Annotated in this window: 11 protein-coding genes and 1 pseudogene; 4 read left to right on the plus strand and 8 right to left on the minus strand. The window is 62.0% G+C overall.

Going from position 1 to position 12,096, the window contains the following annotated elements; genetic code table 11:
- Positions 1-147 precede the first annotated feature (147 nt).
- Positions 148-297: pseudogene (locus AC1DXU_RS08695) on the minus strand (transglutaminase family protein); the annotation flags it as partial.
- Positions 298-332: 35 nt separating this feature from the next.
- Positions 333-1,703: a glycosyl hydrolase gene (locus tag AC1DXU_RS08700; protein WP_477367029.1), complete on the minus strand. Its 1,371-nt coding sequence runs from the start codon at positions 1,701-1,703 to the stop codon at positions 333-335.
- A 318-nt stretch (positions 1,704-2,021) separates the two neighbouring features.
- Between AC1DXU_RS08700 and AC1DXU_RS08705 the strand changes: the two genes are divergently transcribed.
- Entirely contained in the window at positions 2,022-2,612 is a 591-nt protein-coding gene (locus AC1DXU_RS08705; protein WP_477368908.1) for an ankyrin repeat domain-containing protein, read from the plus strand.
- Between the two features lie 12 nt (positions 2,613-2,624).
- Positions 2,625-3,128 (plus strand): YHS domain-containing (seleno)protein, encoded by a 504-nt coding sequence (locus tag AC1DXU_RS08710; protein WP_477367032.1) that lies wholly within the window; start codon positions 2,625-2,627, stop codon positions 3,126-3,128.
- Between the two features lie 12 nt (positions 3,129-3,140).
- On the opposite strand, the gene AC1DXU_RS08715 is transcribed toward AC1DXU_RS08710, so the two are convergent.
- The 3 genes from AC1DXU_RS08715 to AC1DXU_RS08725 form a co-directional block, all read right to left on the minus strand.
- Positions 3,141-5,321, minus strand: a complete 2,181-nt coding sequence (locus AC1DXU_RS08715) for an adenylate/guanylate cyclase domain-containing protein (RefSeq protein ID WP_477367035.1) — start codon at positions 5,319-5,321, stop codon at positions 3,141-3,143.
- 126 nt (positions 5,322-5,447) lie between these two features.
- Positions 5,448-7,625 (minus strand): tetratricopeptide repeat protein, encoded by a 2,178-nt coding sequence (locus tag AC1DXU_RS08720; protein WP_477367038.1) that lies wholly within the window; start codon positions 7,623-7,625, stop codon positions 5,448-5,450.
- A gap of 426 nt (positions 7,626-8,051) precedes the next feature.
- Positions 8,052-8,900, minus strand: a complete 849-nt coding sequence (locus AC1DXU_RS08725) for an ATP-grasp domain-containing protein (protein WP_477367040.1) — start codon at positions 8,898-8,900, stop codon at positions 8,052-8,054.
- A gap of 99 nt (positions 8,901-8,999) precedes the next feature.
- Here AC1DXU_RS08725 and AC1DXU_RS08730 point away from each other — a divergent pair, with 99 nt between their 5' ends.
- Positions 9,000-9,320 (plus strand): hypothetical protein, encoded by a 321-nt coding sequence (locus tag AC1DXU_RS08730; RefSeq protein WP_477316585.1) that lies wholly within the window; start codon positions 9,000-9,002, stop codon positions 9,318-9,320.
- 45 nt (positions 9,321-9,365) lie between these two features.
- On the opposite strand, the gene AC1DXU_RS08735 is transcribed toward AC1DXU_RS08730, so the two are convergent.
- From AC1DXU_RS08735 to AC1DXU_RS08745, 3 genes are all read right to left on the minus strand, one after another.
- Positions 9,366-9,971, minus strand: coding sequence for a DUF6456 domain-containing protein (locus AC1DXU_RS08735; RefSeq protein ID WP_477367043.1), 606 nt, complete (start codon positions 9,969-9,971; stop codon positions 9,366-9,368).
- 163 nt (positions 9,972-10,134) lie between these two features.
- Complete coding sequence (locus AC1DXU_RS08740; RefSeq protein ID WP_477316581.1) at positions 10,135-10,812, minus strand: GcrA cell cycle regulator; 678 nt, start codon at positions 10,810-10,812, stop codon at positions 10,135-10,137.
- A gap of 100 nt (positions 10,813-10,912) precedes the next feature.
- The gene (locus tag AC1DXU_RS08745; RefSeq protein WP_477316579.1) at positions 10,913-11,074 is read right to left on the minus strand and encodes a hypothetical protein; all 162 of its coding nucleotides are present in this window, start codon (positions 11,072-11,074) and stop codon (positions 10,913-10,915) included.
- Between the two features lie 258 nt (positions 11,075-11,332).
- Between AC1DXU_RS08745 and AC1DXU_RS08750 the strand changes: the two genes are divergently transcribed.
- A complete protein-coding gene (locus AC1DXU_RS08750; protein WP_477316577.1) occupies positions 11,333-11,992 on the plus strand; it encodes a LexA family transcriptional regulator in 660 nt (219 codons plus the stop codon).
- The last annotated feature ends 104 nt before the right edge of the window (positions 11,993-12,096 follow it).

Genomic DNA, 12,096 nt, shown 5'->3' on the forward strand with positions numbered 1-12,096 from the left:
TGAGGGAGAGGTCACATTGCTCTGATCCGTCCCCTCCCGGATCGGGGCAAATGCGGGTGAGAGGTGCTCTCCAGGCTGGAACACCTCTCACCCGGCTCCTGCCTGTCGGCGGCCGAACGCCAAGCCGGAGAACCCACACCGAGGAGCCTATGCGCCGGTTTCCTTCGCCACCTTCACCTCAACGGTCATCCCGAGAAAACTCGAGGCGCTGCCGGAGTAGCTTCCAGAAAGCGGTATGGCTTGTTGAGGATGCCTGGCGACGGCCACCCTGATCAAATCCCGGTTGCCGACAATGCCGGGCGACGCCGGCGCCTTGCCGAGAGACGGCTTCATCATTGCATGCTGGGTGAAAGCGCGATGACAATCGGATGGTCGCTGAGCGTAATTTCGAGCGAACGCAAATTGCTCAGTGTTTGGACAGGCTCAACGCCAATTGTTGGATCGTAGGTTCTTACCGACGCGCGCGTGTCGCCAAAATGGACCATCACGCGGTCTTGGCCGCTCAACCGTTCGTCCCACACGACAAGTTGGAACGTGCCGTCGCTGTGCTGCAGGAGCAGATCATGAACGGTCTCGGGTTGGTCGGCGATCGTGAAGTCGAGCTGGCCGGGTTTGGCGAGGATACCTTTGTCCGCCAAAATCGTCGTAAGGTTGTGAAGGTAGATCGCCGCCTTGCGGGGTGAATAATCCGCCTTGTAGAAGCCGAAAGATTGGTTGTCGCCTTCGTCGGTACGGTCCCGCAACAGATAGACCGATGTGTAGGCGTAGCCGCGCTTGAACTGCGCGAGGTACAAGCTCATCAAATTCAAGCCGTGCATTTGTTCCGTGACCGCACCTCCGATCGTGGTCCCGGTCTCGGTCGTGACACGCGGCAGCGTATCGAGTTGCTCCTGGGTGTAGCCCCGAAACCCTCTCGCCCACGTGACGCCGAAGTTGCCGAATAGCCCGTCCACTCTGGATGCGGCGGTTGGATCGGCAGCGTGCCACGTCTTGTTGTCGGCCGGATACGGCGAATGTGAGTGATAGATGTAGTTGTGCACATTGGCGTAGTCGGCATACTTCGTTCCGTCTGGCATCCGGGTTCCAGCGCCGGGCGGGATCGTAAGGAACTGAAGGCCGACATTGTCTCGCTGCGCGCCGGGTTCCGAGATCGACCAGACAGGATACTTCGCAAGCACCGGATCACTTTTGACGGTTTGGTAGAGATCGCGCTGAAGCTTTGCGACGGCCATCCACGAGCGCTCGCTGCCGCCACCTTTCTCGCCCTGATAGGTGACACCCCAGTTGTTCGGCTCGTTGTTGCCCTCAAACGCGAGCAGCGCGCCGGCTTCAGCAAGCACCTTGCCTGTTTCGACCAGCTTCTTCACATCAATCCCACCACTGACCAATCCCCAATTCAGCCGCACGCCGGTTTCGCGATGCAGATCGAGAAAGGTTTGGATGGTTGTGGGGCCGTTGTCGCTCAGACCTTCTATTCCCGCCCTCACCCATCGAAAGCCGCAATAGCGCACCATCTCGATCGTCCTCGCCAACGGCTGGCCTCGATCGGGGAATGTGGTAACGACGCCGATGCTGTTGAGAAAGTCGTTCGTCGCAATGGCGGTTTGGGGCGCTGCAAGCGAATGGCCAGGTGCTATGGGCACCATAGCCATCGCCAACCAAGCGACGACGAGGGAGCTAAACATTTTGGAAGGCGTGATCATCGCCTGGGGCTTCAAGCCTCTCTAACCCACATCTCACCATGGCGCATAAGCCGGTGCTCGCGAAAGCTCACCTTCTGGCTATGGCGATAAACGGTGGTGTGCTTGACTGAAAAAAACGGCATCGGCTTCCGTGGGCAAATTGGCCTGCGGCGCAGTCATATAGTGTTTTTGGGCGTGCGTCCGATGGCATGTTTGGAGGGCTTGCGCGGGGTGTTTGCGATGCGGGCGACCCTAGCGATCGGATGGCGCAGGCGCCGTTCCCAAGGTCAGCTACGTCGACAGCTTGTATGACTCCAAGCTAATATGCTAGTCTGCATGATGCGCGGACTGCTGGCACTTATCATGCTGGTATTGGCGGCTACAAGACTAGCCGCAGGTGAGTTGTTGTTCGACTCTATCGCGGCCGGCAACAAGGCCGCCTTGGAGCAAGCCCTGGCAGGCGGTGCCGACGTCGACAGCCGGGCACGCGACCAGGCAACCCTCCTCATCGCTGCAGCGCTCGACAACCAGCCGGAAATCGCCGAATTCCTGCTGAGCAAGGGTGCCGACGTCATGGCGCGTAACTCGGGCGGCTTCACCCCGCTTCATGCTGCGGCCTTTTCGGGAAGCCTGCCGATCGCCAAGCTGCTGCTGGAAAAAGGCGCGGTGCTCGACGATGCCGCCAACAAGGCGGGCGCTACGCCGTTGTTGGTGGCCGGCGAGGAAAACCACGTCGAACTGGCCGAATTCCTTATTGCGCAAGGTGCGGATGTGAACCATCCCGAGGCTCATGGCTACATGCCGACAACGCGCGCATTCTGGAAGGGCAACACGGATATCTTACGACTGTTCAAACGCCATGGTGCTACCTGCCAAGCCAAAATCCTTGGCGAGGCGAACGCGGCGAAGTGCGCAGAAATCCACGATTAACGGAGGATGCAGATGAGCACGATGATCAAGTCACGGCTGGTACGGAATTTGGAGGCGGCTGCCCTGGTCGCGGTAGCTGCAATCGCCGGCGCGGGATCGGCCCGGGCCGACGATTCGGTAAACACCGGCTATTTCGGCGGTGTGGCGATCATGGGCTACGACACGGTCGCTTACTTCACTGACGGCAAGGCCGTGAAGGGCTCCGAAGAGTTCACTTATGACTGGCTGGGGACACCCTGGCATTTCGCCAGCAAGAAACACCAGGAAATGTTCATGAGCGAACCGGTCAAGTACGCTCCTCAATACGGCGGCTACTGTGCTGGCGAAGTCGTGGGCGGAGGGGTCACGGTCAATGTCGATCCTGAGGCATTCAAGATTATCGACGGCAAGCTCTACCTGATCTACGACGTCGGCAATGCGGACAATTTCGCCGCCCATGCAGCTGAAGAAATACCGAAAGCCGATGCCAACTGGCCGAAGGTCGCGGCCAATTTGGAGCTCGACAAGTATCACTGAGACCAGGTTCGCCTACTGGACGACCGCGAAGTGAAACACCTTACTTGTATTGGCATAGGAGTAGCCTTTGCCGGCTGCGTCATTGCGTCTGTAGACGGGACCGCAGTCGGGTCGCCCGAACAGGTTCTCGCTCTGCTCGCACAAGAGATCGCCATCGACGTAGACGGTCTCGGTGACCAGCCGCGTCGTAGAGCGGAAAGCCGCCTTGCCGTCGTTCCCGATCTGAAGGAAGGCTGGTTGGAGACCGGGTTCGATCTGGCCTTGCAGTGTATGACCAAGGACAAGGGACGCGATCTCAGCACCCTTCAACTGGTCGTGTTCGTCCGGGGTAAAGCCGAAGCGCCATTGGGGTAGGCCTGCCTGGCGCAATGCGGCGACGAGAATCGCCAGATCCTGCGGGCTTCGTAAATGTGCATGGGTCATCTCCCACCCAGCCAAGGAGTCCACGTAGCTGGACCCTGCTACGAGGCGGAGCCCATCGGCGATTGCGGCTTTCGCGTCCGGTAGACGGCCGCCGCGGACATACGCCGCAGCGAGCGTAAACCGAAAGTTGCCAACCGTGGACGCATCGTCGCGTGTGTGCTCGAGAGTCTCGATCGCTTTCTCGACATTCCCCTGGAGCAGAAAAACCAGCCCAGCAGTTTCCCGGTTGATGGGTGAAAGGTTGGGGTCGAGCCTGAGCGCGGTCTCGACTGCGGTGGCTGCCTCGGCATAGTTGCCGGCGTATAACTGAACATATCCAAGGGCTGCTTGCGCCTCTGCATCGCCCGGACCGATTGAAACAGCCTTCTTGGCAGAGGCAATCGCATCTTCGTAGCGGCGATTTACGACTTGCATGATACCGAGAATTGCATAGGGCGATGAAAGGTCCGGGTCGAGTTCCAAAGCTCGGCTCGCCTTCTCATAGGCTCTCTTGCGCGCTGGTGCGCTCTGGATGATGTCGTTGAAGGCCTCACGCCAGATATAGACTGTCGTGCGCGCGTCGGCCGCAAAGGCTTCTGCGAAAGCGGAGTCGAGCCCCTCCGCCTTTTCATAGAGCGCAAGCGCCTCCCGCAGCCCGGCCTGCAGGACGCTGCGTGACGCCGTCTCGGCTTGTAGATAGTAATCGTAGGCTTCGAGGTTTTCGGTTGGCGGGCGCGCCATGCGCTCGCTTTCCGCTGCCGAAGGTTGCATGCCAAGCGCCTTGGCGATCTCCCGGCTCATCTCGTCCTGGACACTGAACACACCAGCCATGCCACGGTCGAACCGGTTGGCCCACAGATTATCGCCGCTTGCTGTGTCGATAAGCTGGGCATTGACGCGGATTTGCTCGCCGGTGCGGCGGACGCTGCCTTCGACGACGAAGCGGACACCAAGGTCGCGCGCGACATCGGCCAGCGCAGCAGGCCTATTCTTGTAGGCGAAGACGGAATTGCGGGCGATGATGTCCAGACCGGAAAGCTTGGTGAGGTCGGTGATCAGATCTTCGGTGATGCCGTCGGCAAAATAGTCCTGGCTCGGATCACCCCCGAGGTTTGTAAACGGCAGCACGGCAACCGATGGTCGCGATGGCGCTGAGAACTTCTGCCACGCAAAAATGCCGGCAATCGCGGCAATCGCCAAGGCTGCGGCGCCTGCCAGGATCATGACGCGCGGGCCCGGCCGGTGTGGCGCGGCTGTGACCTTTCCCGAGGCCGCGGGATCCAGCAGCAGCCGATAGGCACGAACCGGATCGGCGATGTTCTTGAGACGCTGCTCGCCAAGACTGGCAAAGCCGACATCAACCTTGTGGACGGCATGATCGAATGCGGTTCCGGAGATGCAGACTCCGCCTGGCTCGGCCATGGCCTCCAGGCGAGCGGCGATGTTCACGCCATCGCCGTAGATGTCATTGTCCTCGACGATGACATCGCCAAGATTGACGCCGATGCGAAACCGGATCTGCCGGGCATCAGCGGTGCCTTTACTGCGATCGGCCATCCGGCGTTGGATCATGGCAGCACATTGGACGGCATCGACGACGCTGGCGAACTCGACCAGCGCGCCGTCGCCCATGAGCTTGATAATGCGACCGTGGAATTCCTTGATCGCAGGGTCGACCAGTTCGCGACGGCAACCCTTCAATCGTTCGAGTGTACCGACCTCGTCCTCGCCCATGAGCGTGCTGTATCCGACCACATCGGCAGCAAGTATCGCGGTAAGCCTTCGCTCCATACCTGCCTGCGCCCTCCCCGGTCGATCAAGCGGCTTCGGTGCAGCCTATTCTAGTCCCGCGTCGGACGCGAGTGTGCGCGACCGCCATGGAGCTCGACAAAATATCACTGAGACGCGCGTGTGCGTCTATTGAACCACCGCGAAGTGGAACACCTTGCTTGAGTTGACGAAGGAATAGCCGCCGCCTTCATCGTCGTGGCGTTTATAGACGGGTCCGCAGTCGGGGCGCCCGAACATATTCTCGCTCAGCTCGCACAACAGGTCGCCATCGACACGGACGGTCTCAGTGACCAGCCGCGTCGTGGAGCGGAAGGCCGCCTTGCCGTCGCTCCCGATCTGAAGGAAGGCTGGTTGGAGGCCGGGTTCAAGCTGGCCCTGCAGCGTATGGCCCAGCACCAGCGAGGCGATCTCTTCGCCCCTTAATCGGTTGTGCTCGTCGCCGACGAAGGCGAACGGCCATTCGGGCAAGCCCGCCTGCTGCAACGCGTCGATGATGAGAGCCAAATCGCGCGGGTTACGATATTGGGCACCGTTGAGCCGATATGCAGACAATGAATCGGACCCAGCTGTCGACGTGGAACGTAGTCCCTCGGCGACCGCCGCTCTTGCATCGGGCAAACGGCCGGCGCGGGCGTAGGCCGCAGCGAGGTCAATCCTGAAATCTCCAACTGACGGCGCCTCGTCGCGGGCGCGTTCGAGCGCCTCAATCGCCTTGTCGGTGTTGCCTTGAATGAGAAAGACCAGACCGGCAATTTGCCGGTTGATGGGGGAAAGGTTGGGATCGAGCCTGAGCGCCGTCTCGACGGCAACGGCTGCCTCGGCATGATTGCCGGCAAACAGCTGGACATATCCCCGCGCGATCTGTGTCTCGGCATCTCCGGGGCCGAGCGCGACGGCTCGCTCGGCCGAAGCGATGGCTTCCTCGTAGCGGCGATCCACGACCTGCATGATGCCTAGAATCGCATAAGGCGACGAAAGGTCCGGGTCGAGTTGCAGCGCACGGCTTGCCTTCTCATAGGCGCGCTTGCGCGCGGGCGCGCTCTGCATGATGTCGTTGAACGATTCGCGCCAGATATAGACTGTCATGCTTGCGTCCGCCGCGAAGGCTTCGGCAAAAGCGGGGTCGAGCTCCTCCGCCCTGTCGTAGAGCGTGAGCGCCTCCCGCAGCCCGTCGCGCCGGCCGGTCCGTGCTGTCTGCTCGGCCCGAAGGTAGAAGTCGTAGGCTTCAAGGTTTTCGGTCGGCGGGCGCGCCATGCGCTCGCTTTCCGCTGCCGAAGGTTGCATGCCAAGCGCCTTGGCGATCTCGCCGCTCATCTCTTCCTGGACAGCAAACACGCCGGCCATGCCACGGTCGAACCGGTTGGCCCACAGATTGTCGCCCGTTGCCGTATCGATGAGCTGGGCATTGAGGCGGATCTGCTCGCCGGTGCGGCGGACGCTGCCTTCGACGACGAAGCGGACGCCAAGGTCGCGCGCGACGTCCGCCAGTGCTGCAGGCTTGTTCTTGTAGGCAAATACCGAGTTGCGCGCGATGACGTCCAGACCTGAAAGCTTGGTAAGGTCGGTGATCAGATCTTCGGTGATGCCGTCAGCGAAATAGTCCTGGCCTGGATCGCCGCCGAGGTTTGCAAACGGCAGCACCGCAACCGATGGCCGCGATGGCGCCGAGACCTTCTGCCAAGCAAAAATGCCGGCAAGCACGGCAATCGTCAGGGCGGCGGCGCCTGCCAGGATCATGACGCGCGGACCCGGCCGGTGTGGCGCGGGCACGACTTTGCCCGAGGCTGCAGGATCCAGCAGCAGCCGATACGCGCGAACCGGATCGGCGATGTTCTTGAGGCGCTGCTCGCCCAAACTGGCAAAGCCGACATCCACCTTGTGGACGGCATGATCAAATGCGGTTCCAGAGATGCAGACTCCGCCTGGCTCCGCCATTGCCTCCAGGCGCGCGGCAATGTTGACGCCATCGCCATAGATGTCGTTGTCCTCGACGATGACGTCGCCGAGATTGACGCCGATGCGAAACCGGATCTGCCGGGCATCGGCGGTGCCTTTATTGCGATCGGCCATCCGGCGTTGGATCACGGCAGCGCACTGGACGGCATCGACGACGCTGGCGAACTCGACGAGCGCGCCGTCGCCCATGAGCTTGATAATGCGGCCGTGGAATTCCTTGATCGCGGGGTCGACCAGTTCGCGACGGCAACCCTTCAATCGTTCGAGCGTACCGACCTCATCTTCGCCCATGAGCGTGCTGTACCCGACCACGTCGGCAGCAAGTATCGCGGTAAGCCGTCGCTCCATGTGATGGTGTCCTGCCTCGTCCACCCAAGCTTCGCCGACGAGCGTATTCGACTGGCATTTCGAATGCGAGCGTGCTCAGCACACTGGGCAGCGATAATGCAACCACGTCGTTTTTGCGGCCGTTGCCCACATGGGTGAGCTTATGAGCCAAAAGCGGATGCTGCCGAATGGCCGTCGTGGGTTAAAAGCGGTCATGTCGAAGGTCTGCTTTGGGCCTCTTGTCTGAAATTCGGAAATTGAGACCAGCGTCGCTGTGCGCTCAGTCACGAACCCTCGCGATCCAGAATTGGCGGCGGATGACCGCTTCTGGCGCTTTGTTGAAATTGACTTGGTCCTTCGTTCTTCGCCTCATCTCGGTCGGCGCATCAGCATCACGCCTTAGTGCACCGCCAATTGACCCCGCCTATCCACTGGTGGTTCGGCCGTTCATCCCCTCCCCATCATCCCCTCGAACCCATCCGCCAAATTCGCCGCCGCCTCCACCAGCATCGAGCGCACGCTTTTTGGGCGGCCGGGCGTCGGGTTGGCGTCGAGCAGCACCGGCCGGCCCTGGTGGATGACGAAATCGAATTTTCCGTAGTCGAAGCCGAGTTTTTGGCGCAGGAGGCGCAATTCGTCGGGCACCGGCACCGGCTCGCGCCTTATCGTCTCGGAGGCTTTGACCACGGCGTTGGGCGAGACATAGCGCGCGCAGCGCTCTCGCTCGCCGCAGAAAACCCAGATGCGGGTGCCGAAACCATCGGCGACGATTTCCGGAATGAACTTTTCCACCACCAGATCGGGCCTTTCGAGCAGCTCCGGGGGCATGTCGCCGCGTGCGGCAAAAACCTCGTAGCGCAGCATTTCCCGCGCACCGGGAAAGGGTGTTGGGCGGCCGTGGCGCGCGGCGCGCAGATTGAAGCGCGCTTCGGGCAGGCCGTGGTGGTTGAGGTTGCTCTTGACGATCACTGGCCCGCTCCAGCCATCACTGTTGCGCAGCAGCGCCTGGCTGATGCGGCGCTTGGAAATGTCCGAGACGGCAAGGTTCAGGCAGAACGGAAAGCGGGCGGCATAGTCGACATAGGCTTGCGGCACGAAGGTGGCGTTGACATGCAGGATGGCGAGGTCGGCATCGGGTGGTTGCGACAGGCCGCTGAGCCGCCTCACCCGATGGCCACGCCGCTCGAGCTCGGCCAGGATGTCGAACAGCATATACGGGCTGTCGCGCCGGCGCAGCGGGCGCCACGGCGTCTGGAACCGGTCATATTCATGCGTGACCACAGCAATGTGCGCCACGTGTGCTCCCCCAAAGCCCGACTCATCACATCTTGCGAATTTGTGGAACGGAGCCGCGCCTCAGGGGTTTATTAGCACAACCTTGAAAAGGAGGTAGCGATGAAAAAGCTCCTGCTTGCCTCGGTTATCGCCATTGCCTCAGTGGCGGCGATGATCGCCCCCGCCAATGCCGGCGGTCGTGTTGTGATCGGCATCGGCAGTGGCTTTGCCGACGACTATTACCGCAACGACTGTTACGCGTATGGCGACTGCTACGGCGATCGCTATGTCTATCGCCCCTATTACCAGTACGACGCCTACGACAATGGCTACAGGCCGCGCTATTTTCACCGGCACCATCATCGTTGCTACATCAAGTACATCAAGCACTGGCGCCATCACCACAAGGTCGTGGAGGTGGTCCGCGTGTGCAGGTATTGACGGATTGATCCGGCCGGCTTCGGTCGGCCGGATCGCTTCGCCCGGTCATCGCGGCTTTCGCATCAGCATCATGCCGTAATGCACGGCCAAGATATCGAGGCCGATCTTGAGCAGCTTGGTCACCACGTCCCGCGGTTCGCCGGTCTGTTCGGCCAGGCTTTTTACCGATTCGCCGGCGCAGCAGATTTTTTGCACCACGCCCGCCACCTCCCAATGGCCGAGCGCGCGGGTGGCGTCGGCATGGGAGCGGCCGGCGGACAGGATGCGGTCGGCAACGCCGCCACCGAAGCGGCCACCGTCGACGCGCTCGGTCCAGCTCATCGGCTTGACGCCATTCTGCTGGCTGCTGCGAAAATCCTCGCGGTAGCGTATGCCGGCCTCGCGCTGCTGGCGCGACAGCGAGGTGATGCCGGTCAGCGGGTCGACATTGCGCACGCGCACGATGCCGCCGGTCGAGGTGTAGCCGTCATTCGACACCTCGTAGACGCGCCGCGCCTCCTCAGTGCCCGCCGCGAGCCGCTTGCGGCCGAAGGCGTCGTCCTTCAGCGCGAAATCATGGCCGATCTCCTTGCGGATGCGCACCTGCTCGGCCTCGCCCTTGGGCAGTTTCGGCAGCTTGGGTTTGGCTTTCTGCGCGGTTCTTTTGCTCATGGGTGGTCCTTGTGAGGTTACTTGAGGTGAGTGGCTGGCGAGGCCGGAGATCCTTCGCGCCCCTCTCTGCCCTGCCGGGCGGTCGTCGTTCGGAAAGCCAAGCAATTGGCTTTCCGTCCGCTGCGCGGACCACTCCTCAGGGGGGATCGACCACTGGCGCCCCTCATACCGCCGCCGCCTCCGGCACCGGCCGGCAAAAGCGCGCCTGGTGATAGGCGCAGTAGCTCTTCAGTGCCCGTGTGCGCAGGCCGCAGCACAGCATCTCCGCTCCCGGCCGGCTGCCCGGCGCGTCGTTTTCCGGGTCTTCCTCCAGCGTCAAATCGAGCGGCGCGCGGCAGCGGCCGAACAGGCAGTCGATGAAGCGCATGGCGGCGACATGCGGCTGGCGCCGGACGACGAGCGGGCGCGGCGCCGGCAGCTTGAGGGCCTCGCCCGCGCGCGCCACGCCTGCCTCGCGCAGGAGCAGGCGCTGCGGCAGCCATGTTGACCCGGGCGGTTTTGCTTGCCCCGCGAGCTTTATCGGCAGACGGGCCAGCCTTCCCGGCGCCTCCGATGAATCCCGCCTCGGCACCCGTTTCGACGACCCGATCTGCTTTCCGGATTTTCCTGCCTGGGCAAGCGTTGCGTTTTTCCTAGGCCGGCCGCCGGAGCGGCCGCCCTTGGGATTGGCAAAACCGATTGTCTTCAGCGCCGGATTGCGATGAACGATGCCGATGATGGCGTTGCGCGATACAGGGCTGCCGCGCAGCACGGAAAGCCGAGTGGCGATCTTCGAGGCCGACAGGCCGTCCTTCAGCCAGACGGCGATCTCCTGCAGTTCGGTGTCGGTGTAGCTGCTCATGGTCGATACCCGTTGCTTGCGCGCGGTCATGCCAAAGGCGCGCCCGGCCCGAGGGCCGATAGCCAATCTTCAAAACTCGAAAGGTCGGCGGCGCGGGCTTCTATCCGCCGAGGCGCAGCATGGCTGCTTCGGCGGCTTGCCTGGTGGCGCCGGAAACCGCCCTGCCCGTCGGCCGGTCGAACAGGATGACGGTGCCGTCTTCGGTGCGGATGCAGGAGGTGCCCCGTCCGCTGGAGACGACAGCGTTAGTGCTCTCGCTCAAAGGGGTGGCTGGAGCCGCGGGGGAAACGGCTCCGGCCGTTCCGGTCGCCTGGGCAGGATCGACCGGGTCCGGGACAACAGCCCCGGGTCTCGTCCAGGCCGGGGAGGAGGACAGCCCGGACGAATGGGAGGAAACAAGGTGAGCGTTCATGCCAGAATTGATTTTTGGTTCGTTCATGGTTTGTTCGTACAATACGTACGAAAATTGCGCAAGCAAAATCGTACACCTTGGACGATAGAATTCAGGCAAAATGTACGAATGCAAGAACCGAAGCACAGATTGCAGCAGGCGCGGGCCGAGGCGGGCTATGCCTCGCCGAGCGATGCCGCGCGCGTGCTGCGCGACATCAACAAGAACACGCTGATCAGTCACGAGAATGGCAACCGGCCGCTGTCGCGAAAGGCGGCGGAGAAATACGGCCGTCTGTTCGGCGTCGATCCCGGCTGGCTCTTGTTCAATGGCGATCATGCGGACCGCGGCCACCCTTTCGGCTTCGACGAGGCGGGCGCGCCGATCGTCATGCCGATGGCCGCCACCGTCGACGTGCCGATCGTCTCCTGGATCAGCGCCGGCGAACTCGGCAGCCAGGACACGGTGGTCAATCTCAGCGACTATCCGACCATCCCCACCACCGACCTCGAGCAAGGCGAGTGGATCGCGCTGCGCGTCGACGGCCCGTCGATGAACAAGATCTCACCGCCGGATTCGATCATCTTCGTCAATTTGCGGGACAAGCGGCTGGTGACCAATGGCTGCTATGTGATCGCCGACGAAAGCGGCCAGGCCACCTACAAGCGCTACCGCCCCAACGAGAACCCGCCCTTCCAGCCGGCCTCCTACATGAAGATCCCGCCACCGGAACTCGAAGGCGCCATCACCATCATCGGCCGGGTGAAGCGCTCGATGATCGACATGTGAGTTCGGCGAGGAGCGGTCCGCGCGGAGGCTGAAATGACCCGCCTGAGCCGAGCCCAGATTTGCCATTGATCCAATGCAATTTCTGCTTGCATTTCGGAACAAAA

It is taken from the genome of Mesorhizobium sp. P3_A10, assembly GCF_056403175.1.

Excerpts from the sequence above, each read along its gene's own strand:
- AC1DXU_RS08700 (WP_477367029.1), bottom strand. The coding sequence starts at position 1,703 with ATGATCACGCCTTCCAAAATGTTTAGCTCCCTCGTCGTCGCTTGGTTG.
- AC1DXU_RS08705 (WP_477368908.1), top strand. The coding sequence starts at position 2,022 with ATGCGCGGACTGCTGGCACTTATCATGCTGGTATTGGCGGCTACAAGA.
- AC1DXU_RS08710 (WP_477367032.1), top strand. The coding sequence starts at position 2,625 with ATGAGCACGATGATCAAGTCACGGCTGGTACGGAATTTGGAGGCGGCT.
- AC1DXU_RS08715 (WP_477367035.1), bottom strand. The coding sequence starts at position 5,321 with ATGGAGCGAAGGCTTACCGCGATACTTGCTGCCGATGTGGTCGGATAC.
- AC1DXU_RS08720 (WP_477367038.1), bottom strand. The coding sequence starts at position 7,625 with ATGGAGCGACGGCTTACCGCGATACTTGCTGCCGACGTGGTCGGGTAC.
- AC1DXU_RS08730 (WP_477316585.1), top strand. The coding sequence starts at position 9,000 with ATGAAAAAGCTCCTGCTTGCCTCGGTTATCGCCATTGCCTCAGTGGCG.
- AC1DXU_RS08735 (WP_477367043.1), bottom strand. The coding sequence starts at position 9,971 with ATGAGCAAAAGAACCGCGCAGAAAGCCAAACCCAAGCTGCCGAAACTG.
- AC1DXU_RS08740 (WP_477316581.1), bottom strand. The coding sequence starts at position 10,812 with ATGAGCAGCTACACCGACACCGAACTGCAGGAGATCGCCGTCTGGCTG.
- AC1DXU_RS08750 (WP_477316577.1), top strand. The coding sequence starts at position 11,333 with ATGCAAGAACCGAAGCACAGATTGCAGCAGGCGCGGGCCGAGGCGGGC.